Consider the following 25308-nt stretch of genomic DNA (forward strand, 5'->3'; position numbering starts at 1 on the left):
CCTTCGCACTGCAACAGGTACCCGACCATGATCAAACCGTTTAAACCCTATTATCCGGAACAACCCTGGCTGCCTTTTTCTGAAGTGCTGTGCGACTGGGATGAGGACTTTCATCAGTTGATGTTGTGCGATCACATTCGCATGCAAGCCTACGAGACTGCCATCAAGGCCAGTGTAAAGCCCGGTGATACGGTGGTGGATCTTGGTACGGGTACCAGCATTCTGGCCCAGTGGGCGCTGGAAGCCGGTGCCCAGCGGGTGTACGGCATCGATATGGATGCTCACATTCTGGCGCTGGCCAAAACCCGTATACAACAACGGGGTTTTGCCGATCGCTTCGTGGCGATCAACGATCTTTCCTACAACGTGAAGCTGCCGCAGCAGTCCGATGTACTGATTTCCGAGATCATCGGTAATATCGGCGACAACGAAGATTTTCAACCGATTCTTCAGGATGGGTTGGCGCGCTTTCTAAAACCCCGAGGCTGTGCCATTCCCTCTGCCGTGCAAACCTTTCTGGTACCGGTGGCGGCGTTGAAAGCCCATCAAAGCCTGCACCGGGGTGATGTCTTCACCTTGAATGATCGTTACCAACTGCACGATCTCATGCAACAGAAGAACATTCAGAGCCCATTCAATCTGTATTACGACACCATCATCCCAACCGCCCGGCACCTTTCCATACCCCGCTGCGTGCAGGATTTCTGCGGACGATGGGATCAGCCCCCACAGTACCAGAAAACGCTGCGCTTCACGGTGCAACAGCCCTGGGTGCTAACCGGTTTCAAAGGGTATTTTCGCGCTACCCTGTCAGCGGACGTGGTGCTGGACATTTCCTCCGGCGACATTGAAAACCGGCTCAGCTCCGACAGTTGGAAACACAGTTTCTTTCCCATCGAGCAGCCCGTCAATGTCATTAAAGGTGATGAGGTGATCCTGACGTTTGAGCGCCGTTATCCTTTGGCGGCCGATACCCGGTTTCGGCAACAGTACTTCTGGCACGGCAGTGTGGTACGCAACGGCCACACCCTGGCGCGGTTTGCCCAGGGCATGGGTGAGGCTGTGGATTTCCCGCCAGCGCAGGATTAGGCAACCATTTCTTCACTGGCGATCAACCCACTGATATGGCTGTTGCGCTGCTTCAGAAAGCGCAGCAGCTTTTCCGGGTAATCTGCCGCCACGGCATTCTGCACACTGGGGCGGGCAGCCAGATGCCGGCGCCACTGCTGCACCAGCACGCAGCCTTCGAACACATCCAGAGGCAGGTACGGGTCCATCACATCGAAGTAACGGAATATCGGTCCATAGGCTGCATCCACCATACCGAAGGCAGAGCCGGCAAAATAATCGCCATGGATTTCCAGCTCCAGGCGCCGCCATTTACGGGCAATCACCTCGGCCTGACTGTGGTAAGCCACCTCATCGGGGGCGTTATACAGGCGGCCGATGTCGTTCAACAGCTGTGAGCCGTATTCGATCCAGGCCCGATGTTGCGCTTTCAACAATGGATCGGAAGAATGCAGGCTGCCCGGCGTGATTTCATTCAGGTATTCACAGATTACGGCGGACTCAAACAACGTCGCCTGGTGATTCACCCGTAAAGCCGGTACCTTGCCGGTGGGAGATAGCTCAATAAACCATTCCGGTTTATCGGACAAATCAATATAGCGGCGTTCATGGTGTATGTTTTTTTCCGTCAGCACTATAACGGAACGTTGTACATAGGGGCACAAATGGTGACTGATTAGTGTAAACTCATGTTGTTGCATGATGACGGCTCCTGTTCGTTACTCATGACATCCATCAGTATCAACCATAGTGATTTACCAAGGTGTGAACAGCGCTATTTATGCAAACCACCTTTGCAGATCAGCACGCCGTCACGGATGAATGAACCATGGAAAAACTCGACTGGAGCGACCTTCACTATTTCAACGCCGTGGCCCGGCACGGCTCTCTGGCCAAAGCGGCGCAGTCCCTGGGGGTGACCCACTCCACCGTGTTTCGACGCATCAACCACCTGGAAGAAGACTTGTCAGTGCGATTGTTTGATCGGCTGCCGGAAGGCTATCGCCTGACGGTGCTGGGTGAGGAACTGGTCACCTATTCCGAGCGGGTTGCCACCACCATTGATGACATGAAACGAATGCTGTTCAATCGCAATGATGAATTGAAAGGCACCATCCACCTCACTGCGCCCCATAACTTCGCCTACCGTTACCTGCCGCCTTTGATCGAGCGTTTTCACGCACAGTATCCCGACATTACCATCAGCCTGATGGCCAGCAACGCCGATTACAACCTGTCCCGGCGGGAAGCGGATCTGGCCATACGGGCCACCGCCAATCCACCGGAACATTTAATCGGGCAAAAACTGTTTTCACTGCGCTGGGCAGCCTATGCCAGCAGCGAGTACCTGGCAAAACACCCGGATCCCATTACTGATCTGGTTGGCCAGCAGGTTATCTGCGCCAATCAATCGCTGCAGCATCTGGCGGTGTTCAAGTGGGCGGAGGAGCATCTGGAACCACACCAGGTCGTGGCCCGCTGCAATGATCTGATGGCGATGTCGGCACTGGCCCAGGCCGGTTGCGGCATCGCTTTATTGCCGGATGATCAATTCAAGCCGGAGTTGCACCGGCTGTTCTGTCTGCAGGATGCGTTTCGCAGCGAAATCTGGATACTGATGCATCCGGATTTGCGAGGCTGTGCCCGCCTGGTACTGTTCAAGAATTTTATTTCGGAACAGCTCCGTCAACATCACGTGTTTCAGGAGCTGGGTTTGCTGGACGGTTGATTCCCTGCTGGGTCAACCGGCAGTGGTGCAGACCACCATTTTTACGTACACACTGGACAGCCATTCGGAAAACCCATTGCCTTGGTAATCCCAGGCCAGGGGATCGATGGAAAGCCGCACCAAGGGTGGTTGGGTATCCACTTTATTCAGCAACGCATTGGACACTGAGGGATCGGAAATCACACAACGCACTTTGTGGTCTTCGATTCGCTCCTTGATGGCCATCAGGTGTTTGACCCCGGGCTTGATTTCGGGATCCAATGAAATAGCGCCTTCAGACTGAATCCCCAGATCCTGCTCAAGATAGTAATAAGCATCGTGGGACAACATAAACGGGCCCGCCGCCTGGGCCAGCAGCAGCCGGCTCTGATCCCGTTGCTGCTGCAGACGTTGCACCAGCGCCGCCTTGTTTTGCGCCAGCGCGTTTTTCAGCTTGGGGTCACGGGCCAGCAATGCCTGTTCCACCGCATCGGCCAAGGTAACGGCATTGTCCACACTGAACCAGAAATGCAGGTCAAAGGTGGTGGAGTGGTGATGGCCCTGCTGCGAATCCACATGGTGATGATCATGGCCACCCTGATGATCCTCGTGCAGCGCCGGCCGTGGGGGCAACTGCACCAAACCGGGCAGCGCGGACCACGCGATCTGTGCCCCGGTCCTGGCCACCACCCCTTCCAGATAGGGCTCACCGGCTTCACCCAACCACACCACCAGATCCGCCTCCATCATGGCACGCAGGTCACTGGGCTTTAAGGCATAGTCATGGGGGGTTGCCCCTTGCGGCAGTAACGTGGTGACCTGCACCGGCAGCCCCTGGGTCAGCTCCTGCACCAGCAGGGCAATGGGGCGCATGGAAACCATGATGTGGCGGGTGGGCCTGGTGTCCGCCGTCACCGATGTGGCCCAGCATAACAACAGCAGTACGATGCCAAGGCTTGGTTTGATCAGGAGTCTATTGATAACGGTTCGATACAACATGAGTCGACCTGGGAGCAAAATACACGGGGCGGGCAGTATATCATGGCCAATGCAGGGGTTCATGATTGTGGCCGCCCCGGTGCTATTTACAGCCCTAAATAGGCCAGCAGATCCTGCACCGTGATGCGTCCATCGCCATCCAGATCATAGCGTTCCTGCTCCCCCTGGGCGGCCTGGCCCAGTGCCCGGGCGATACGGAACACACCCTGCAATGTTGGACGCCGGGGTTCCAGTTGCACCGAGACCAGAAGCGGATCGTGATCTGAGCTGCGGAAGGGACCAACCCCGGTGAAGGCATAGCCATCGGCATCCGGATAATAGGTCAGTGCCTGGTCGTACTGCAGTTGATAGGCCTCCACCGCGTTGATCGGCCAGTGGCGGGCATCCACGATGTCGTTGCTGAACCCTTCGTTCACCAGAATATGATCCAGGCTGCCCACCTGGCCGCTTTGATAAAACCAGTAGGAGAAACCGTCAGCATCAAACTGCGGCGCCACATTGCGATAGTCAAAGGTGGGCGCCACCACGGACTCACCGTTGTCCGCTGCGGTATTGACCGCCGTCATGATGGTGTAGCCACGCTGGTCCGGCTCATAGCCGGTGAGTACGGCCAAAGGATCTTCGGCGCTGTAGGCATTGAGATCCCCCATGATCATGACCCGCTGCGGCAGGCCAGCCGCCGCCAGCCCATTGGCCAGGGTCACCGCGGCCGACACCCGCAGGGCATTACAGCTGCTTTGGGCCGTGGTGATCACATCATTGAGGTTGGCGTCCTCCCAGCAACCGGAGCCCTTGGATTTGAAGTGGTTCACCACCACCGCAAAGGGTTGCCGGCTATCCCGATGGCGGAAACGCTGCAGCAGTGCAGTGCGCATCTGCACCAGCGAACCGTCATCCAGCGTTTGCACCGGCATGGGGATGGTGATGGCGCCGGCTTCGGGCTGCACCACCGAAGGCCGGTATAGCAATCCAACCGCAATGGCATCGCTGCCCACCGGGCTGCCGTCGGCGGTGGCAATAAAGGCATAGTGATCCCCCTCCGCCAGCTGTGCATTCAACGCTGCCACCAAACTGGCAATGGCGCTGTCATCACCAAAGCCATCGTTTTCAATTTCCATCAGGCCAATGACATCAGCATCCATGGCCACCATGGCGGCCACGATACGGTCCTCCTGCAAAGCAAATTCCTGCGCATTTTCGGCACCGCGGTTGAGGGGATAATCGAACGTAACCCCTCCGCTGCCGTCATCGGTGCCGTTGAAGTAGTTCAATACGTTGAAGCTGGCCAGGGTGAGATTACCGCGCTGCAGTTGCGGTACGCTCTGGCGCTGGCTTGCCACCTCAATGGTATCCAGGGGATTGATACGATAGCGGCCAAAGGCATAGTTCAGGGGCCCCATGGTGCTGACCCGGTCACTGATTCGAAGGGGCGTGGCGTAGCTGAAATCCGGGAAGAAACTGAGCCGGTCCGGGTATTGGCTGCCGCTGTTGTCTTCCACGTAGATCAGGTTGCGGCGGTTGGCTGCCACCACTGCCTCGTAGCCGGCGGTGCCCGGGGCAAACCGGTCCGTGGGCGCGCGCTTCAATTCATGGCTCAATCCGATCTCACCATAACGCCACAGGTCGTTGATGTCCGTTACCTGCAGATCGTTTACCGCCACCAGCATGCCTTCCAGCGCCTCCAGCGCCGCCGCCTCGGCAGCATCATCAGCGAACGGCAAGGTCAGCTCCACCGCTTCCAGTTGGGTGTTGCCACCGCAATTCTGCAGGCCGGCAAGGCCGGTGATTTCGGTCAGGCCGTAGTATTCATCCACGGTGCCCAGTACGCGCACGGTTGCTCCGGGGGTTACGCTGCCAAGCGCCGCGTAGGAAAACACAAACAACCCCTCCGAGGTGGCGGCATTCCCATCCTGATCCCCTGCTTCCTCCTGCAGGAAGAAGCCATTGTCACGCAGGCCGGTTACCACGGCTTCCACCACCACCGGCTCACCCTCCAGGGCCGAGGCCTGCGCTGCCCCCTGAATGACACTGATCAAGGTGGCGCTGTCACCGCATTGACCCAGGGCAATAGCGGGCTCCTGGCCATCGTCACCCGCCTGATACTGCCCCAGATCGTCAAAGCTGTCCGCCGGCAGGCCGACCCACTGCTGGGCCGGATCAAAAGCATCGTCCGGGTTGGCGTCACCGGTGTCCACCGTGGCCCGGCGCCGCAGGGTATTGTTCTGGGTGCTGGTAGCCCCGCTTCCCCATTCACTGCCCGGGTCGAACCCCACCTGCCCGATGCTGTCGATCGCTACTCCCCCATTCATCAGTACAATGGCATCATCGCCGTTGAAAAACCCGGCACTACTGGTGAAGTCCGCCTGCGCCAGGATGGGTTCGGCGGCACTGCTGTGGGCTACCACATAAACCTCTCCGGCTGCCACACTGCCGTTCAGGTTCAGCACCAGTCCGGCACTGGTACTGCCGTTGAAATACATCGCCAGTTCATAGGCTGCCAGATCAATGGCCTGATCCGTGCCGTTGAACAGCTCGATGGCTTTGTTGTTGCTGCTGCCTTCGATGTATTCAGAGATCAGCAGATCAGCGGCGGCAACGGCGTTGCCCGTCAGACACAATCCCGCCAGGGCGGCGGCCAGGTTGATTTTATGATTCCACATGGTTCTTCCCCTGCCATGAGACGTGTAAAACGCCCAGTGTTGGCCAACGCCATGAACGGCCCATGAAAACTTGATGAATTTTTTATGTGCAGACGTACCCGGCGTGTATTTGTGTCTATGGGCCAACCGGTTTAGCATGGCACCATCGACACCACTGTAACCTGAATGAACCCCTTTCATGACCGAACACACCCTGGTTGAACTGCACGACGTAGGCCTCGACTTCAAAAGTCGTCGGGTTCTCGATCAAATCTCGTTTCATGTCCGCCCCCGGGAAATCCTCACCATCATCGGCCCCAACGGCGCCGGCAAATCCTGTCTGCTCAAGGTGATTCTGGGCTTGTATACCCCTACGCGGGGCACCTGCAAGCAGCGCCCGGGATTAAAGATCGGTTATATGCCGCAGAAGCTGACGGTGGACGCCAGCCTGCCGTTATCCGTTGAGCGCTTTCTGACCCTGGCCAATAAAGGCGATGCCCGCCCGCTGGATGACGTACTGCGCCGGGTTGGCGCCCGCAGCCTGCGCCACAGCGCCGTGCAGAGCCTGTCCGGTGGCGAATTTCAGCGGGTATTGCTGGCCCGGGCACTGCTGCGGGAACCGGACCTGCTGGTGCTGGATGAACCGGCCCAGGGTGTGGACCTGCAGGGCCAGCAGGCGCTCTACCATCTATTGGCGGAACTGCGCGATGAACAGGGCTTTGCCATTTTGATGGTGTCCCATGATCTGCATTTCGTCATGGCACAAACCGATCAGGTACTGTGCCTGAACCAGCATGTGTGTTGTTCCGGCAGTGCCGAGTCGGTGTCGCAACACCCGGAGTATCTGAGTTTGTTCAACCATGCTGAAGTGGAGGACATTGCCGTCTACACCCACAACCACGATCATCATCATGATCTGCACGGCCATGTGGTGGCGGAAGACGGGCCCGCCGAAGAACACCGGCATCAGGGGGGCTGCCACCATGATTGAACTGGTGCTGCCCGCCCTGCTGGTGGGCTTGCTGCTCACCGCCATCGCCGGCCCCCTGGGCTGTTTTGTGGTGTGGGGGCGCATGGCTTATTTCGGCGACACACTGGCCCACAGCGCCCTGCTGGGCATCGCCCTGGGCTTTCTCTTCGATTTGAATCTGGCCATCGGCGTGATTGCGGTGAGCAGCAGCATCGCACTGGCGTTGACCGTACTGCAGGGGCAACGCTTTATCGCCAGCGACACCCTGTTGGGGATCATGGCCCACGGGACACTGGCCCTGGGCCTGGTGTTGGTCAGTTTGATGGAAACCGTGCGGGTGGATCTGCTGGGGCTGTTGTTTGGTGATCTGCTGGCCACCGGGTTCGACGACCTGTACTGGGTGGGTGCGCTGGTGGTGTTCATCGGTGTCACCCTCTACTTTATCTGGACACCCTTGCTCAACATCGCCATCAATCAGGAACTGGCCCAGGCAGAAGGCACCCCGGTGGGCCTGATCCGCCTGCTGTTTATGCTGCTGCTGGCCAGCGTGGTGGCCATTGGCATGAAAGTGGTGGGCGCCCTGCTCATCACTGCGCTGTTGATCATCCCCGCCGCCGCCGCCCGCAAACTGGCCACGACACCGGAACGCATGGCATTGCTGGCCAGCCTGGTGGGCATGGCGGCGGTGATCCTTGGCCTGACGCTGTCCTGGCAGGCCGATACCCCGGCCGGGCCCAGCATCGTGCTGTGCGCCAGCCTGGCGTTTCTGTTGATTTTTGTTTTTGCCCGCAGAAAGGATGCATAACCATGAGTAGCCTGTTACCGGATGGCATCAGTACCCTGTTGTTTACCGCGCTGGAATTAATGGCCGCGTTTTTTATTTTCGCCATCGGCACCACCGCCGCGGTGGTACTGGTGATGTATTTTGTGGACCGCAACCAGACCAAGCAAACCATTCGCCGCAATTACCCGGTGATTGGCCGCTTTCGCTATTTGTTCGAACACGTTGGTGAATTCTTCCGCCAGTATTTTTTTGCCATGGACCGGGAGGAGTTGCCCTTCAACCGGGCACAACGTTCCTGGATCTATCGGGCGGCAAAAAACATTGACTGCACCGTGGCCTTTGGCTCCAGCAAGGATCTCACCAAACCCGGCGCCATCATCTTCGTCAACACCCCCTATCCCACCCTGGATGAAGATGCCGTGGAAAACTCGGCCATTACCATCGGCCCTGACTGCCCCACCCCTTTTAGCACCAAATCCATCGTCAATATTTCCGGCATGAGTTACGGTGCCCTGTCCAAGCCGGCCGTGCGGGCACTGTCCAACGGTGCCAAACTGGCGGGCTGCTGGATGAATACCGGGGAAGGCGGCCTGTCATCCTGGCATTTGGAAGGCGGCTGCGACATCGTCTTTCAGATCGGTACCGCCAAATACGGTGTGCGCGATGCGCAGGGTAAATTGAGCGCAGAAAAACTGCGCCAGATTGCCGCCCACGAAAACGTGCGCATGTTCGAACTCAAACTAAGCCAGGGCGCTAAACCCGGCAAGGGCGGCATTCTGCCGGCGGCTAAAGTGTCCGCGGAAATTGCCGCCATTCGCGGCATTCCCGAGGGGGAGGCCTCCATCAGCCCTAACCGCCACCCGGAGATCAAATGCGCTGGCGACCTATTGGATATGATCGACACCATTCGCACCATTACCGGCAAACCCACCGGTTTCAAGGCGGTGCTGGGCAGCCCCGACTGGCTGGATGAACTGTTCACTGAAATCAAACAACGGGGAGCAGCGTCGGCGCCTGACTTTATCACCCTGGACAGCGCTGATGGCGGCACCGGAGCCGCCCCCATGTCACTGATTGACGATGTGGGATTACCCATCCGGGAATCCCTGCCACTGCTGGTGGACAAACTGGTGGCCTACGGGTTGCGGGATCGGATTCGCGTGGTTTGTTCCGGCAAACTGATCACCCCCAGCGCCGTGGCCACCGCCATCTGCGTGGGCGCGGACTTTGTTGTCACCGCCCGCGGCTTTATGTTTTCCCTGGGTTGCATCCAGGCATTGCAATGCAACAAGAATACCTGTCCGACGGGGGTCACCACCCATAATCCGCGTTTGCAAAAAGGCCTCGACCCACAGGACAAAGCCGTGCGGGTTTATCATTACCACCACAATCTAGAACGTGAAGTGGGGATCATCGCCCATTCCTGTGGTGTCAGGGAATCCCGTGAACTGCGCCGCCACCACGCCCGCCGGGTAATGGAAAACGGGCACTCCATCAGCCTGGACCGTCTCTATCAACGGGAACACGTTTAAAGGATTTCTCATGCGTTGCCTGACCCTTTTGTTGTTGCTGCCCTTGTACGCCCATGGCGCCGGCGTGCAAGCACCACTGTATGGCCAGGTTATGTTCGGTTCACTAAAACTGAACGACAACACGGTCAGCATCCACACCAACGACGACGTATTGGAAGGCGATCTACCTGACAGCATTCCCTATCTGGGAGCCGCGGCCCAAGTGATCTGGAAAGACGATGTGATCGGCTATGGCTGGGAAGGGGGTGGATTTTTCTCCTGGCAGAACGACAGCGTCTCATACTATGCCAGCGGCGGTGGCGATGGCGGCAGCGTTCGCATCAGCGTGGACAACGATTATTGGTCGTTTGAAACCTTTATGGGCCTGTACGCCAGCCTGAAACCGATTGATCGTCTGCGCTTTTACGTTGGGGCCGGACCATTGTTTTTGTTCGCCACAGCCAAAGTGGATAACGTGGCGGAGCAAGCACCGGAACCCACATCCTTTGAAGGCACCACCATCAACATAGATGCCGACAACTACCATTCGGATTTTACCGTCGGTGCCTACGCTCGGGCAGGGTTTGAATTCCAACTGCTGGACAACTATTGGATGGGTGGCAGCGTACGCCATATGAAAGCGGATGTTAACTTAAGCAAATCCGTGGGCCAGTTTGATATAGACGGCGATATCTATTTTTTGACGGTGACCAAACGATTGTTTTAATGAAGCTGCAATGGCCAGGCACCCCCGGCCACTGCAAAGGCGGCAAGACTAGAGATTTGCCTGGAAGCCAATGGAAATCACTTCGGATTCCACATCGATTTCCCAATAGTCGTTGTCGGCATCAGGCAGGAACGAATACTCCAGTACAATGGCGGCCGCTTCGCTGACATTGAACTGGGCACCCACACCGTATTCCAGGCCGTCACCTTTATACTTATCGCCAACGGAATCTTCGAACGTCACCTTGGCAAAGCCGAGTTTTCCGTACAGTGCAAAGGATTCCGAAGCGGGGATGATGCCTTTGGCGGCAATGCCAAACATGCTATCCACTTCAGCTTCCAGATCACCCTCTATGGTGTCTTCCGACAAACCGGTGGCAAAATACCCTTCCACGGCAAAATTCTGATTAATCCCGGTTCCCACTTTGAAGCGCAAAGCAGTGGGATCAGCGCTGAACTTACCCGCATACCAATCCGCGGTGATGTCCGCTTTCACGATGCTGTAATCCATCCCCACATAGGCCCCTTCCGCCATGACCTGAGCAGACGCGCACACCACGCCAGCCAGGGCAACGGCCCTAATTGCTTTTGTACCCATAATGAATTCCTTAAAACTAAATTGATTGCATTATTAATATAAAAACGGCGCGTCTTAACGATCGCGCCTTTCGATCAAGCCCACGGATTATGGCACAGTTCAGTGCAAAAAATCAGCATCACTTTACGATCTTCAATACCCCATCAACCAACTGCTCTGAATTAAGTACCGGCTCCACATCCTTAGGCCGCACACTGGTGTAACCACAGGCGTTGCACTCGGCGATGTCTTCGCCATCCTTCTGATACACGAAGATTTTATCTTCCTGGCCGCATTCGGGGCACTTGGCCCCGGCGATGAACATTTTTCTCATGCGGCCAACCCACTGTGGCGCAACAATGCGTCCACTTTCGGTTCGCGGCCACGGAAGCGTTTGAACAGTTCCATGGGCTCTTCGGAACCGCCCTTCTCCAGGATGTGTTCACGAAAATCACGGCCTGCCTGCGGGTTGAAAATGCCTTCTTCCTCAAAGCGGGAAAACGCATCCGCCGACAACACTTCCGCCCACTTATAGCTGTAGTAGCCCGCGGCATAGCCACCGGCAAAGATGTGGCTGAAGCTGCATTCAAAGCGGTTGAATTCCGGTGGCTCGATTACAGCCACCCGCTGGCGTACGTCTTCCAGCACGCTGTGAATGTTCATGCCCGGCTGGTATTCCATGTGAATGCGAAAATCAAAGATGGAAAATTCCAATTGCCGTACCATCATCATGGCCGACTGGAAATTCTTTGCCGCCAGCATTTTTTCCAGCATGGCATCCGGCAACGGCTCGCCGGTTTGGTAGTGGCCGGACATCAGAGGAATGGCGTCTTTTTCCCAGCACCAGTTCTCCATAAACTGACTGGGCAGCTCCACCGCATCCCAGGCCACACCGGCGATTCCGGACACGGCATCTTCTTCCACCTGGGTCAGCATATGATGCAAGCCGTGGCCGAACTCATGGAACAGGGTGGTCACTTCGTTATGGGTCAGTAATGCCGGCTTGTCGCCCACCGGGCCATTGAAGTTACAGGTCAGGTAGGCCACCGGTTTTTGCAAACCACCGGCCAGGGTTCGGCGCCGCGAGCGGCATACATCCATCCAGGCACCGCCGCGTTTGTTGGCGCGGGCGTACAGGTCCAGATAGAAGCCGGCAATGTGCTCATCCCCTTTGTAAACCCGATAGAACCGCACATCAGGGTGATACAGATCGATGCCATCCGCCTGTTGGAAAGTGACATCAAACAAACGCCCTGCCACCTCATACAAACCACTCAATACTTTTTCCAGCGGAAACCAGGGGCGCAGCGCCTCCTGTGAAATGGCGTAGCGTTCCTGCTTCAGCTTTTCACTGACGTAACTGACATCCCAGGCCTGCAAATCATTGAGCCCGCATTGCGCGGCGGCAAACTGTTTCAGTTCTTCAAATTCCTGTTTCGCCACCGGCAGGGATTTGTCCGCCAGATCGTACAGAAACGCCATCACCTGCTCGGTGGTTTCCGTCATCTTGGTGGCGATGGAGCGCTCGGCGTAATTATGAAAACCCAGCAGTTGCGCCAGCTCGTGACGCAGGCTCAGGATCTCTTCCATTAACGGATTGTTGTCCCACTGGCCGGCAAACGGCCCCTGGTCCGATGCCTTGGTGTTGTAGGCCTCGTAAAATTCCCGCCGCAGGTCGCGGTTGTCACAGTAGGTCATCACGGCGATGTACACCGGTATATCCAGCGTCAACACATAGCCTTGCAGATCCTTGGCCTTGGCGGCAATCTCGGCACCATGCAACTGGGTTTCCGGCAAGCCGCTGAGTTCGTTGACATCGGTAATGTGTTTACTGAAAGCGTTGGTGCAATCCAGCACGTTCTCGGCGAACTTGCTGGTGAGCTCCGATAACCGTTTACTGATCTCACCATAGCGTTTTTGCTGCTCTGCCGGCAGGTCAATGCCCGATAAGTGAAAATCCCGCAGGGCATTATCAATCACTTTTTTCTGCGCCACGGTGTAGTTTTCAAACTGCGGGGAATCCTTCAATGCCTTGTAGGCTTCATACAGGCCTTTGTGTTGACCCAGCCGGGTGGAATATTCTGACAATTTCGGCAGGCAGGCATTGTACGCGTTACGCAGTTCGTCGTTGTTCATCACACTGTTTAAGTGGCTCACCGGGGACCACATCTTGCCCAGAGTGTCGTTGATGTCTTCAAACGGCAGCAGAAAATTTTCCAGGGTTACGTCATGCTGCTTCACGTGGGCAACGATTTCTTCGATGCGCTGATAGTTATTGTCAATAATCTGGGACAGGGCCGGCGCAACATCGGCCGGCTTGATCTGACTGAATTCGGGTAATTCTTTTGGCTCAAGCAATGGATTCATGGCAACATCTTTATCAACAGAACATGGGAATGTCAGTGCGGTGTCTGCACCAATGTAAGCTCATTCTAGCATTAAAGTTAGATGGGTCGAGCGACAACAAAATACAAGGGCCAAGCCATTATGATCCTTCTCTGCGGTGGGATACGATTCACTTTGCTGTTCAGTCTGGTGCTGTTGCCGGTGTCTGCCTGCCAGGCCAACGACACCGAACCGGGCACTCCGCCTCAGGCCCCGGACACCACCGAATCCCGCCCGCCTCACCATACCGACACCGGCTTTCGTAATCTGTACGTCGATGATGAAGGCAAGAATGTGTTCTCCTATCTGCGCATGCGCTGGTTTGGAGACGATCCCTACGCCGATCACAACGAGGAACGGGATCAGATCCGGGTGGTGGAGCAGGCAAGCCCTCTGACAGAAACACCGGATCGCCCCACGGTCACCTGGTTGGGCCATTCTACGTTCCTGATTCGTCATCAGGGGCGCACCCTGCTGACCGACCCCATTCTCTCCTACCGGGCATCGCCGTTAGCCTTCGCCGGGCCTGAGCGGCTGGCACCACTGGTGTACGATGTGCCGGATCTGCCCGCCGTCGACTGGGTGGTGATCTCCCATAATCACTATGACCATCTGGATACCGACACCATCCGGGCCCTGGGCAACGGGCCCCGCTACTTTGTGCCGCTGGGGGTGAAAGCCTGGTTTGTGGATCTGGGGATCGACCCGGTTCGGGTGGAGGAGATGGACTGGTGGGAGAGCCGTACCATGGACGGTGCCACCATCACCGCCACCCCCACCCAGCATTGGTCCAGCCGCGGGCTCACCGACCGTTATCAGACCCTGTGGGCCGCCTGGCGCCTGGATCTGGCGGATTTCAGCCTGTGGTTCGGCGGTGACACCGGCTACAACAGTGTGCAGTTCAAGGAAACCTTTGAGCGCCTGGGGCCGGTGGACATGGCACTGATCCCCATTGGCGCCTATGCACCACGCTGGTTTATGAAAAACAATCACGTCAACCCGGAAGAAGCCATCGCCATCCACAATGACATCCGCTCCCGCCTCAGTATTGGTATGCACTGGTCCACATTCCAGCTATCCGCCGAGCCGCTGGACGAGCCCCGCCAACGGCTGGAAGCCCAGGTGCGGAACGGCGCCCTGAATCAGGGCAGGTTCCTCACCCTGCCCATTGGCGGCACCATAACCTATCCTCCTGAGACAATTATAAAGCCCACGCTTTAAGGCATAAGCCAAGCGCCACTGAGACAAAATACGTATAATGTCTTGATGTATCCATAGGCTGGTGCTAACTTGCTCTGGCACACCGATTGAGCAGTACCAAAAACAATTAGAAAACAGGATTTTCACAATGAGGATAGACACCACACCGGTTGCGCCCCTCAGGCGCGCGACCACGGCCTTGTCGTGCCTGCTGTTAAGCAGCGCGCTCACGGTTTCCACAATAAGCCACGCCTTTGTCTACGATGACGATCCCGACGCCCTGCTGGGCAGTAGCCGCGGCGGCCTGTGGCAATGGGATTACTGTTACGGCAAGGACGACAGCGAACCCCTGCCCGCAGATCCCCGCACCCTGGTGCAACCGGGGATCAGCGACGGCAAGGCAGTGCACTTCAATGCCTATTGGGCGGAATGCCACGTTGACCCGGAAGCCGTTCAGGAAGAAGCCCACGCGGATACCTGCGGTGAGCTGCGCGACTACTTCTATCGCGGCGAACGGCTGATGGATACCGGTGGCGACGGCGTTGCCGCCCTGTTCGTAGGCAACAGCTACAACGACTGGGCCGCCGCCGGCGGCATCGCCACCTTCACCGCCAGCCAGTACAACCGTCTCTGGCGGATTTGGGGCGGATTCAGCCAACGCCCCGATAATTTTGATGAGCTGGTATCCAACCGCTACGGCTCCGGCTTCTCCGAAGGCCGCAACCCATACCCCTTGCCCGGGGAGGACCCCAACCAAACCAATGGCGGCAGCGGCCAACTCCCGGAAATGTTTACCCAGGTACGCAAGGACGATGGCAGCTGGAGTGGCCGAATCGGTGTCACCTGCCACGGCTGTCACAGCGGCGAAGTGGGCAGCAAGGCCGATGGGCCCGATCTGGGTTTCCAGTTCGGCGGCTCCAGCGCCACCGACCTTAACCTGTTCCTGCGGGACATGCTGCCCCTGGGCTATCTGGCCTCCGGTGTGACCCCCCTGAACCTGACCCAAACCCGTGGCACCAATAATGCCAGCGCGGTGAACATTGCCTTCCTGTTTCCCGACCAGGGCCTGCCCACCATCAGCGGCTTTTTAAACATCCTGAGCTCCGGTTCCACCGGCAGCATGGATTCCCCCAACTGGTGGAACATGGGCCACCGGCCACTGAAATTTGTGGACGGCCTGTTCCCCATGGATGCTCCACGGGTGGACGCGGTGTTCTACACACCGATCTTCGGCCTGTTTGGTGGTACCGCCGCCGGCCTGGGTGAACAGGGTCAGGAGTGGATGCGCACCCACGGCCCGGATATGAACCTGTGGGTGGAAACCATGAAAGCCCCCACATACCCACTGCCGGTAGACGAAGACCTGGCCAAGACCGGCGCTGTGTTGTTCCACGAGCTGGACCTGTGGGCCGAGGATCGCAACAATCCGATTCCGCGGCCGGAAGGCAACGGCTCCTGCGCCAGCTGTCACGGTGCTTATGCGCCCCGCTACGTCAACGATCCCGAATTCCTCGCCACCCCATTACTGGAGGGTATGGCGGGTTACGTGGTGCCACTGGACATCATCGGCACCGACCGGCGTCGCGCCCTCACCAACACCGAGGGTATGGCCACCACCGGCGCCGATAACTTCTTTGGTTATCCCGCCACCAAGGACACCGAGAACGATTGCGGCCCGCAGGTGCAGAAGAAAATCCGCGGCGATCGCGAGATAGGCTATCTGGCACAACCACTCTATGGTGTGTGGGCTTCCGCTCCTTACTTCCACAACGGTTCTGTACCCAACGTGTGGGAAGTGTTGAAACCGCAGGATCGCTATCCCATCTGGCGCCGGGTATCCGCTCCCCGGGCAGAAGGTGAAGGCAATGTGGTGATGGGCTTCGACACCAACCTGCAGCGTGCCTTCGATGCTGAAAAAATGGGTTGGAAGTACGATCGCATCCAATGTGAAAGCCTGCCGCCCATGGTGGCACCCGGGTTCAACTGCAGTACCCGCAACATCTACGCCACGCCCTGGATTCAGATTTTCCTGGAATGGCTGTACGGTAACCTGACCGGTGCCTGGAACCTGGACTTCCCGCCCATCATCACCACTGAAAATATGGAAAACCGCAAGATCATGAACACCCATATGTACAGTCATGGCAATGAGGGCCACGAGTTCACCAGTGTGCTCACCGATGAGGAACGCTACGCGCTGATTGAGTACCTGAAAACTCTGTAACGACGCCAGCATCAGCAACCGATGCCATTAACCGGGGCGCCGCAAGGCCGCCCCGTTTTTTGTTACACCAACAACAATGTTCCCAATCCCAAAAACGCCACAAAACCAACGATGTCCGTGACGGTGGTCAACACCACCGAACCGGACAGCGCCGGATCCAGTTTCATCTTGTCCAGCAACACCGGAATCGCCACCCCGGATAAAGCCGCGGCGGCGATGTTCACCAGAATGGCCATGGCAATCACCAGGCCGATCACCGGGCTGCCAAACCACATGGATGCCACAAAGCCGATCACGATGGCCCACAACACCCCGTTCAAGCCGCCCACACTGAGTTCCTTTTTCATCAGGGCTTTCAGGTTGGCACTGGTGACCTGGCCCATGGCCAGGCCGCGAATGATCAGGGTCAGGGTCTGGCTGCCGGCGATGCCGCCCATGCTGGCCACCACCGGCATTAACACCGCCAACGCCACCACCTGCTGCAAGGTGGCTTCGAACAGGCCGATAAACCAGGAAGCCAGAAGCGCCGTCAGCAAATTAATGCCCAACCACACCGCCCGGTTACGGGCGCTTTTCACCACCGGAGCGAACAAATCCTCATCCTCATCCATACCGGCGCTGGCCATCAACTGGCCTTCGTAATACGTGTTCACCAGTTCTCCGGCGGTACCGATGTCCAGCCGGCCCAGCAGCTTACCGCTGTCGTCCACCACCGGTAGCGAGCTGAACCCGGATTGCTGCACTTTCAGCGCGGCATCCACCGAATCCTCCTGCCCTTCCAGCACCGTAAACACATCTTCCGACAGATCCACCAGCGGCAGGTGATCCGGAGAGCCGATGATCTTGCCGATGCGCACCGCCTCGGAAAAGTGCCCGGCCCGGTTCACCAGAAACAGGGTATCCATGTATTCCGGCACTTCCCGCCGCAGCAGGCGCATGCCATCCCGCACCCGGGCGTTGGTGGGCAACACCAGCAACTCGTGACTGACCCAGCGCCCGATCTGATCATCGCGATAGCCTTTGGCCTCTTTAAAATAGTGGCGCTGCTGTTCGTCCATAACCCAGAGGGCCCGGTCCACCATGCGCCGGGGCAGGGATTCCGACAGCTCCACCAGATCCTCGGCCGCCATTCCCTGAAACAGTGCGTCCAGTTCATCCAGGCTCATATTGTCCAGCAGCGTTTCCCGGGGATCACCGCGCATGGTGAGCAGGATCTGCAGTTTCTCCTGCGCCGGTACTTTGCTCCAGGCTTCCAGACGCACCGGTAACGGCAGGGATTCCAACAGCAACGACACTTCCTCAGGTTCCCGCGTGGCCACCACCTGCCGAATCACCTGATCCTGCTGTTCAGGGGAGGTGTCGACCAGTTCGCCAATGAGATCTGAGAGTTCGTCGGTCATAGTGCTGTCCTGTACTATCTATCGGGGTGGCTGTGAAGATACTTAGACGGCTTTCCAGTGCCATAAGTCACAGCATAGTGTGAATTAACCGGAACCATATGAAAAACAGAAATCCACAAATCACATTGACGTGGTAAAATCCGCCTCGCTGCGACAGTCACATGCGCAGTAATTTTCTGATTATTTTATCAAGCAGTAGTATTGGGGGAAGGACATGAACCGTACATGGACGCTATGGGCAACGGCCCTGTGGCTGGGATGCACTTTATTATCCGGCTGTGGTGGTGGCGGCAGCACAAACCAGAATTCCGATGAACGCGGCAACGACGAGACAACATCACCACTGACCCTGTCCAGCAGCAGTATTCCTGATGCCAACCTGCGTGCGTGCCTCAGCGCACTGGCGGTGTCCAATGGCTGGACCCGCAACAGCGATGTGGATCAGGTACAGTGTGACGCCGTGGAAATTCGCAGCATAGCCGGCTTGCAGCAGTTTCCCAACCTGTCCGAGCTGAACATCTCCGCTCCCCGCCTGGCGGTGAGTGAATTGCCCATCCTGGCGGCGCTGCCGCTGGCGGATTATCAACACCAACCCTTTTACCGCAATGATGATCGCAGTAATCCGGACAATGTCTTTGTGGGCATCAAACAAATGCTGATGCAGGATTCAGTAGTGGTGGTAAAAGGCCAACCCGTCACCACGGTGATGCTGGTGGCCCACGACCCGTCCCAGGCCGACGACGAACTGGTGTGGTGGCTGGACAACAATGGCCCGGATACCTTGCCGTTGGCAAAAGGCAAACTTCCCATTAATGCGTATCTCACTCTGCATTGGGCAACCCAGGGCGCGGATGAGAATGCCAACTCCTCTTATCGTAACTTTCCGGTTGCCATTGGTGCCACCGCCCTGGACACCAATTATTACAATCGTTTTCGATATCCCACTTATGTGGCCGCAGACCGCGCACTGAATACCCTGAATCTGCCCGACAGCCTGTCGCAGTGTGTTGCAGACGCCGCCACCCAGAACGGCTGGACCCGCAGCGATCAGGTCACGGAGCTGGATTGTCTGGCCTATGATTTTGACTCTGCAGATTACAGTGCACTGCGCGATTTCCCACAGTTACGCCGTCTCAGTCTCAACGCCAACACCGACGTCCTCACCGATTACCTGAGCGCCCTGCCTAATCTGGAGGCGTTGTACATTCCCGGCTGGGTAACGGATCAGCGTGCCCTGGCGGCCTACCCCTGGACCGTCACCCCAAGCCCCGGCAACCCCTTACCGGAACCGGTCATCAGCGTGCAAAGCTGTGGCCTGCAGATTGACAATTACGACAACACCGCCGAATACCAACTGCTGACGGCCGTGAATGACGGCAATCTGCTCACCAACACGCGGCAACTTGATTTTCTTTATCTGACACCCAGCCCCTGGCCCGGTGGCGCTACGGCGGACTGCATGACACCGCAAGCCAACACCGCCCATCGAGTCTGCGTCACCAAAGCCGATCAAACCGTGTGCGCTGAGAGTATTCCGGTTACCGACACCGACGGCAATGTGATGCAGATGATCTATGAGGATTACCTCACCGAGCCCAGCACCGTGTTGCCGGGCATACCCGGCGATTATTTTTACGTGGCACGGCTGGGTAACGGTGAGTACATGCTGGAACAGTACCAGCTGGCCACCTGGCAGCCGGTACGGGCGCAGTGGGTCAGCGGGACACCGGTATACGCCACCGAAGCGGGGGTTTATCTGGTGGATGAGAGCAGCACCTGGTTCGTGGATAACGCTGGTGTCGTGCAAACCCTGCCGCCACGACCGGTGCCCGGCATGCCCTTCCGAACCCTGGCGTATCAGGGGGAAGTCTGGTTCTACAATATAGAAGACCCGTGGGGCGGGCGGCCGGAAGCCGTAATCTGGAACCCACAGCAACAACAATGGCGCACCCAGCGGTTGCCGGAAGTGGGCACAACCTATTTGATTACCGTTGTTGATGGGCAGCTGTGCCTGGATTCCTACGAAGCGGACGGTGCCGCACGCTGCCTGATGGAAGACGGCACCAGCTGGCTGGCCACAGAACCCGGCCAACGCTGGTTCAATGGTGCGACTCAATACGACTTCACCATCTCAACAGCGCAATGGACAAATGACTTCGAGCCATTATTGCTGGCGGTACCAATAGCGGGGATTAACGATATCTACGAACTTGCAAACCCGATCCACCTGGCTACCTACGGGGCGGACTGGCGTGCGCTTCAATCCGTCTTGTTCGAACTTCCGATCAGCCTTGATTACAAAAATCGCCCCGCACCACTACTGGACAACCGCAATCCGGCGGCACCACAAGCGATCGCCCCGGTATTACCGAATGTTCCCTGGTACTCCCACTACACCGTAGTGGACGATACCCTGTATGTACTCTACAACGACAGCGTGGCCCGCTACCCATTGCCGGAATAGTGGATTACTTCAACACAATCAGGTTCTCAATCAACCGGATCACCGTGTCTTTCTGATCCGGTTGGCTCTGGGCGGTCAGCAAGGCCAGCGCCACCAGCGTGTTGTCGTTGATCTGTTGTTCCAGCGGCCGTGCCAGCAAGTGTTGATTGATGCGCAGATACCAGACAAACAGAAACGCGCCGGTACGCTTGTTGCCGTCGGTTAACGGATGATTCTTGATAACAAAGTACAGCAGGTGCGCGGCGCGACTGGCCACATTGGGGTAAAACAGATCCTCACCGAAGCCCTGCTCAATGCTGGCCAATGCCGAGGCCAGGCCATCCCCCCGCAGGCGGGCAAACAAGTCCGAAGCCTCCCCCCGGGCCATCAAATGCTGCTTGAAGGCATCAATGGCCACCATCACCTCTTCCCAAACCAGCGCCTGCATCCCGGCCTGGGGTTGGGTCACGGATTCCAGGGTTTGATCATCGTAGCCCAGCAACAATGTCCAGCTGCGGGTATAGTCCGTGATGATTTGCTGATACGGGGTATCGACCATAATAACCAACCTCTTTGCTGCGCATTGCCCTTATGAACCGGCAACGCGGTTGCTAGGATGATATGGCGGAGCGCAGATCGGAAATCACTGTGGGGGTGGAGGGCATCACACCACGCCACTTACGAAAGCTTTCGGCTGCCTGCTCCACCAACATACCCAGACCATCAAAGGCCTTTTCGGCACCATGCTCCAGCGCCCAGGCATTAAACGGGGTGATCTCTTTGCCGTACATCATGTCGTAGACCCGGGTGTGCTCACCGATGACCGATGCCGGCAGATCCGGAACCTCCCCCTGCAAACTGGAGGCAGTTCCATTGATAATCCAGTCGAACGGCCCCTTTAACTGATTCAGGTGCAGCGCTTCAATCCGGCCCAGATCCGTAAATTCCTCCGCCAGGTGATGGGCTTTCTCAAAGGTACGGTTGGCAAGCACCAGGGATGCAGGGTTCTCCGCCAATACCGGCGCCAGTACACCGCGTACCGCACCGCCGGCACCAATGATCAAGAGTTTTTTACCGGCCAGGCGGCCATCATGGTTGTGCATGATGTCCCGCACCATACCCACTCCATCGGTATTGTCACCGATGATTTGACCCTCGTTGTTTTGCCACAGGGTGTTAACCGCTTTGGCGCGCAAGGCGCGTTCGGTCAATTCATCGGCCAGATCAAATGCCCGCAGCTTGAAGGGCACCGTGATGTTCAGCCCTTTGCCGCCCTCAGCGAAAAATCGGCGTACCAATTCCTCGAATTGCGCCTCCGGCACCAGCATGCTGGTGTAGGTCATATGCTGGTCGGCCTGCTCGGCGAACGCTTTGTGAATCTGCGGCGATTTACTGTGCTTGATGGGGTTGCCCATCACGGCGTATCGATCAATGCTCATGGTGTTTCTAATCCGCTAAATCCAGTCTCTGGCACCAAGAAAATCCGTGTACAGTTTTGCTTCGTCAGAACCGGGTTCCGGTTGCCAGTTGTATTTCCAACTCACCAATGAGGGCAGGGACATCAGTATTGATTCCGTGCGCCCCCCGGTCTGTAAACCGAACAGGGTACCGCGATCGTAGACCAGATTGAATTCCACATAACGGCCTCGACGGTAGAGCTGAAATTCCCGTTGTGATTCGTTGTAAGGCAATGCTTTACGCCGTTGTACGATGGGGCGGTACGCCTGAATATAGGCATCGCCCACCGCACGCATAAACGCAAAGCATTGTTCGTATTCCCATTGGTTCAGATCATCGAAAAACAATCCCCCAACGCCACGGGTTTCATCGCGGTGCTTGAGGTAAAAGTATTCATCACACCAGGCTTTATACCGGGGATACACATCCTCACCAAAGGGATCGCAAGCGGCTTTGGCGGTCTGGTGCCAATGCACGCAATCCTCTTCAAAGCCGTAATAGGGGGTCAGATCAAAGCCACCGCCGAACCACCATACCGGCTCTGCACCTTCTTTTTCGGCAATGAAAAAGCGCACGTTGGCGTGGGAGGTGGGCACCATGGGGTTGACGGGGTGGATCACCAGGGACACGCCCATGGCCTGAAAATGGCGGCCTTCCAGTTCTGGTCGGTGGGCCGTGGCGGATTTGGGCATGCTGTCACCGAATACGTGGGAGAAGTTCACCCCGGCTTTTTCAAACACCTCACCCCCTTCCAGCACCCGGGAACGGCCACCGCCACCCTGCTCTCGTTGCCAACTGTCTTCCAGGAAGGCCTGAGCGCCACTTTCCTCAGCAGACAATTGCCGGCAAATATCATCCTGCAGCGCCAGCAGGTAGGTTTTGACGGCGTCAATATCGATGTTTTGCATGCTATCCCCTTCAACCGGCTCGAATGATACGGCCGCTTTGTAAATCCCGTATTTCAGTGGGCTTACTGGTTCGTGACGTGTAGCCGGGTAATATGTAGTCTGCCCCCCACCCATAGAGGGCCCGCATTCTCTTCAGCGGAAACTCACTTCGGGCCGGTTCCTGGCCGCTGCGGTTGGCACTGGTGGACACAATGGGGCCACCCCATGCGCGACACAGGGCCTTCACCACAGGATGAGCACTGACCCGTACCGCCACGCTATCAAAATCCCCCTTCACCCAATGGGGAATAATACTGTCCGGGTCTGGCACCAGCCAGGTAACCGGGCCGGGCCAGGTAGATTGTAACTGATCACGCTGCACCGGGGTTAATCCAGCCAGCAACGGCTGTATCTGGGAAACATCGGCTGCCACCAGAATGAGGCCTTTGTGCAGGGGGCGCTGCTTCAACGCCAGCAATCGCAACACGGCATCCTGGTTGAATGGATCACAGCCGTAGCCATAGACCGACTCCGTCGGGTAAGCAATCACTTTGCCTTGAGCCAGCGCACGGACGACACCTATCTGGTGCCGGAGCGACAACATATCAGTCTTTCTGAGCCAGGCGGGCCTGCAGGGCGGTGTCTTTTTCCTGCACGGCTTTGGCGTTGGCGGCGCGCTCGTCTTTCAGACGCTGTGCCAGGTCGGCGTCCGCCAGGGACATCATCTGCGCCGCCAGATAGGCTGCGTTTTTGGCACCGGCTTTACCGATGGCAACGGTAGCAACCGGTATGCCTCCCGGCATTTGTACTGTAGACAACAGGGAATCCAGGCCATTCAGGGCGGCGTTGACGGGAATACCCACCACCGGCTTAGTGGTGGCAGCGGCAACCGCACCGGCCAGGTGCGCCACCATATCCCCTGCGCAGATAAAAACGCAACAGCCACGCTTGTCGGCATCCTTGACGTAACTGTGGGTCAGCTCAGGCGTGTGATGGGCAGAGGTAACTTTCACCTCGAACTGGATCTTCAACTTGGCCAGGGCATCCAGTGTCGGTTCAACCTGGGGTAGATCCGAATCAGAGCCCATCATGATGGCAACAAATGGCTGGGACATGATCACACCTCCTAAATCTCACCGACAAGGCAAGGTTTCCAATGGAGGCCGGAAGTTACCTCAGCTGGCAACCTGATGCAAGCTAGACACGGCAGTATCCGCCCTGCTGCTGCTGCACCATTCCATCCAGCTCGAGCATCACCAGCGCTGAGCTGATATCCGCTACGCAGAGGCCGGTGAGCCCCACCAGTTGATCAATGGGGGTGGGTTCGAATTCCAGTGCGGCCAACAGGCGCCCCTCCAGGGAATCCTGCTCATAGTGATCGATGGCGGCATCCGCCTGTGCCGGCATCGCCACTTGCTGCATAAAACCCAGCAGCGGCATCAGCTCCTCCACCACCTGCTGCGCGGTTTCCACCAGACGGGCACCATTGCGGATCAGGGCGTGGCAGCCCTTGGCCAGGGGATCATTGATGGAGCCGGGCACCGCAAAGACTTCGCGCCCCTGATCCACTGCCTCGTGGGCGGTGATCAGGGAACCACTTTTAAGAGCCGCCTCCACCACCAGTACCCCCAGGCTCAAGCCGCTGATGATGCGGTTGCGGCGGGGAAAGAACTCCGCCCGCGGTGAGACGCCGATGGGAAACTCCGACACCAGCGCCCCCTGCCTGATCACCTCCTGGCCCAGGTTACGGTTACGGTTCGGGTAGATGTCATCCAGCCCGTGGGCCAGCACGGCAATGGTCTTGCCCCCCGCCGCCATGGCGCCGGCGTGCGCCGCTGCATCAATACCCAGTGCCAGGCCACTGGTGGTGACAAACCCGTTACTGGAGAAACAACCGGCGAAATCCTGCGCCAGTTTACGACCCTGACGACTGGAGTGACGGCTGCCGACAATGGCAATTTGCGGCAGGCCCAGCAGGGCAGCGTCGCCACGCACAAACAGAATCGGGGGGGAGCCCGCGATTTCCCGCAACAGGGGCGGGTAGTCGTCGTCCGCCCAGGTCAGAACATGGTGGGCATCACTCTGCTCCAGCCAGTCCAGATCCCGGCTTACCCCCTCCAACAGGGAACGCTCCGTACCGCGCTGGAAACCGGCGACCAGCTGGCTTTGGCGGGCGGAAAAACCAATGGATTGCAGTTCCTGCGCAGACAGGCTGAAGAAGGCCATCATACTGGGATAGCGATCCGTGATCTGCCTGAAATGACTGGGCCCTACGCCTGGTATGCGCCATAAGGCCAACCAGTATGGCAGCTCCTCCAACATAGAAATT

22 protein-coding genes are annotated in these 25308 nt (G+C 57.5%); 9 read left to right on the plus strand and 13 right to left on the minus strand.

Annotated features, from left to right (window positions below):
* Positions 1–27 precede the first annotated feature (27 nt).
* Positions 28–1089 (plus strand): 50S ribosomal protein L11 methyltransferase, encoded by a 1062-nt coding sequence (locus D9N13_RS23830; protein WP_290594666.1) that lies wholly within the window; start codon positions 28–30, stop codon positions 1087–1089.
* Here the strand turns inward: D9N13_RS23830 and D9N13_RS23835 are convergent.
* Complete coding sequence (locus tag D9N13_RS23835; RefSeq protein ID WP_290594667.1) at positions 1086–1769, minus strand: glutathione S-transferase family protein; 684 nt, start codon at positions 1767–1769, stop codon at positions 1086–1088. The genes D9N13_RS23830 and D9N13_RS23835 overlap by 4 nt on opposite strands.
* A 128-nt stretch (positions 1770–1897) precedes the next feature.
* Between D9N13_RS23835 and D9N13_RS23840 the strand changes: the two genes are divergently transcribed.
* Positions 1898–2797, plus strand: coding sequence for a LysR family transcriptional regulator (locus tag D9N13_RS23840; RefSeq protein WP_290594668.1), 900 nt, complete (start codon positions 1898–1900; stop codon positions 2795–2797).
* 12 nt (positions 2798–2809) lie between these two features.
* Here D9N13_RS23840 and D9N13_RS23845 read toward each other — a convergent pair whose 3' ends face one another.
* Together D9N13_RS23845 and D9N13_RS23850 are read right to left on the minus strand one after the other, a co-directional pair.
* Positions 2810–3775: a zinc ABC transporter substrate-binding protein gene (locus D9N13_RS23845; protein ID WP_290594669.1), complete on the minus strand. Its 966-nt coding sequence runs from the start codon at positions 3773–3775 to the stop codon at positions 2810–2812.
* Between the two features lie 86 nt (positions 3776–3861).
* Entirely contained in the window at positions 3862–6435 is a 2574-nt protein-coding gene (locus D9N13_RS23850) for an ExeM/NucH family extracellular endonuclease (RefSeq protein ID WP_290594670.1), read from the minus strand.
* 178 nt (positions 6436–6613) lie between these two features.
* Between D9N13_RS23850 and znuC the strand changes: the two genes are divergently transcribed.
* From znuC to D9N13_RS23870, 4 genes are read left to right on the plus strand one after another with little or no spacing between them, the layout of a single operon-like run.
* The gene (znuC, locus tag D9N13_RS23855; protein WP_290594671.1) at positions 6614–7405 is read left to right on the plus strand and encodes a zinc ABC transporter ATP-binding protein ZnuC; all 792 of its coding nucleotides are present in this window, start codon (positions 6614–6616) and stop codon (positions 7403–7405) included.
* Positions 7398–8189 carry a metal ABC transporter permease gene (locus tag D9N13_RS23860; RefSeq protein WP_290594672.1) on the plus strand — a complete coding sequence of 264 codons (792 nt, stop codon included), beginning with the start codon at positions 7398–7400 and terminating at the stop codon, positions 8187–8189. Before znuC ends, D9N13_RS23860 begins: the two co-directional genes overlap by 8 nt.
* Before the next feature lie 2 nt (positions 8190–8191).
* Positions 8192–9700, plus strand: a complete 1509-nt coding sequence (locus D9N13_RS23865) for an FMN-binding glutamate synthase family protein (protein WP_317622549.1) — start codon at positions 8192–8194, stop codon at positions 9698–9700.
* A gap of 10 nt (positions 9701–9710) precedes the next feature.
* Positions 9711–10406, plus strand: a complete 696-nt coding sequence (locus tag D9N13_RS23870) for a hypothetical protein (RefSeq protein WP_290594673.1) — start codon at positions 9711–9713, stop codon at positions 10404–10406.
* Between the two features lie 48 nt (positions 10407–10454).
* On the opposite strand, the gene D9N13_RS23875 is transcribed toward D9N13_RS23870, so the two are convergent.
* The 3 genes from D9N13_RS23875 to prlC all read right to left on the minus strand — a co-directional run bounded on the left by D9N13_RS23875 (position 10455) and on the right by prlC (position 13349).
* Entirely contained in the window at positions 10455–11003 is a 549-nt protein-coding gene (locus D9N13_RS23875) for an outer membrane beta-barrel protein (RefSeq protein ID WP_290594674.1), read from the minus strand.
* Between the two features lie 118 nt (positions 11004–11121).
* The gene (locus D9N13_RS23880) at positions 11122–11316 is read right to left on the minus strand and encodes a YheV family putative zinc ribbon protein (protein WP_290594675.1); all 195 of its coding nucleotides are present in this window, start codon (positions 11314–11316) and stop codon (positions 11122–11124) included.
* A complete protein-coding gene (gene prlC, locus D9N13_RS23885) occupies positions 11313–13349 on the minus strand; it encodes an oligopeptidase A (RefSeq protein ID WP_290594676.1) in 2037 nt (678 codons plus the stop codon). The genes D9N13_RS23880 and prlC overlap by 4 nt, the downstream gene beginning before the upstream one ends.
* Positions 13350–13469: 120 nt before the next feature.
* On the opposite strand from prlC, the gene D9N13_RS23890 reads away from it, so the two are divergent.
* Positions 13470–14588 carry an MBL fold metallo-hydrolase gene (locus tag D9N13_RS23890; RefSeq protein WP_290594677.1) on the plus strand — a complete coding sequence of 373 codons (1119 nt, stop codon included), beginning with the start codon at positions 13470–13472 and terminating at the stop codon, positions 14586–14588.
* A gap of 127 nt (positions 14589–14715) precedes the next feature.
* Positions 14716–16791: a hypothetical protein gene (locus tag D9N13_RS23895; protein WP_290594678.1), complete on the plus strand. Its 2076-nt coding sequence runs from the start codon at positions 14716–14718 to the stop codon at positions 16789–16791.
* Between the two features lie 62 nt (positions 16792–16853).
* Here the strand turns inward: D9N13_RS23895 and D9N13_RS23900 are convergent, their stop codons facing one another.
* Positions 16854–18191 carry a magnesium transporter gene (locus D9N13_RS23900; protein WP_290594679.1) on the minus strand — a complete coding sequence of 446 codons (1338 nt, stop codon included), beginning with the start codon at positions 18189–18191 and terminating at the stop codon, positions 16854–16856.
* A 214-nt stretch (positions 18192–18405) separates the two neighbouring features.
* On the opposite strand from D9N13_RS23900, the gene D9N13_RS23905 reads away from it, so the two are divergent.
* Positions 18406–20655, plus strand: coding sequence for a hypothetical protein (locus tag D9N13_RS23905; RefSeq protein WP_290594680.1), 2250 nt, complete (start codon positions 18406–18408; stop codon positions 20653–20655).
* Between the two features lie 4 nt (positions 20656–20659).
* On the opposite strand, the gene D9N13_RS23910 is transcribed toward D9N13_RS23905, so the two are convergent.
* The 6 genes from D9N13_RS23910 to dprA form a co-directional block, all read right to left on the minus strand.
* Positions 20660–21193 carry a type II toxin-antitoxin system death-on-curing family toxin gene (locus D9N13_RS23910; protein ID WP_290594681.1) on the minus strand — a complete coding sequence of 178 codons (534 nt, stop codon included), beginning with the start codon at positions 21191–21193 and terminating at the stop codon, positions 20660–20662.
* 52 nt (positions 21194–21245) lie between these two features.
* The gene (gene aroE / locus D9N13_RS23915; protein WP_290594682.1) at positions 21246–22073 is read right to left on the minus strand and encodes a shikimate dehydrogenase; all 828 of its coding nucleotides are present in this window, start codon (positions 22071–22073) and stop codon (positions 21246–21248) included.
* Positions 22074–22088: 15 nt separating this feature from the next.
* Entirely contained in the window at positions 22089–23000 is a 912-nt protein-coding gene (gene hemF / locus D9N13_RS23920) for an oxygen-dependent coproporphyrinogen oxidase (RefSeq protein WP_290594683.1), read from the minus strand.
* 10 nt (positions 23001–23010) lie between these two features.
* Complete coding sequence (locus tag D9N13_RS23925; RefSeq protein WP_290594684.1) at positions 23011–23583, minus strand: L-threonylcarbamoyladenylate synthase; 573 nt, start codon at positions 23581–23583, stop codon at positions 23011–23013.
* Position 23584: 1 nt separating this feature from the next.
* Positions 23585–24094 carry a 5-(carboxyamino)imidazole ribonucleotide mutase gene (purE, locus tag D9N13_RS23930; RefSeq protein WP_290594685.1) on the minus strand — a complete coding sequence of 170 codons (510 nt, stop codon included), beginning with the start codon at positions 24092–24094 and terminating at the stop codon, positions 23585–23587.
* An 82-nt stretch (positions 24095–24176) separates the two neighbouring features.
* Positions 24177–25301 carry a DNA-processing protein DprA gene (gene dprA, locus D9N13_RS23935; RefSeq protein WP_290594686.1) on the minus strand — a complete coding sequence of 375 codons (1125 nt, stop codon included), beginning with the start codon at positions 25299–25301 and terminating at the stop codon, positions 24177–24179.
* Positions 25302–25308: the final 7 nt, after the last annotated feature.

Source organism: Ketobacter sp. GenoA1, from assembly GCF_003671475.1.
GTDB lineage: Bacteria > Pseudomonadota > Gammaproteobacteria > Pseudomonadales > Ketobacteraceae > Ketobacter.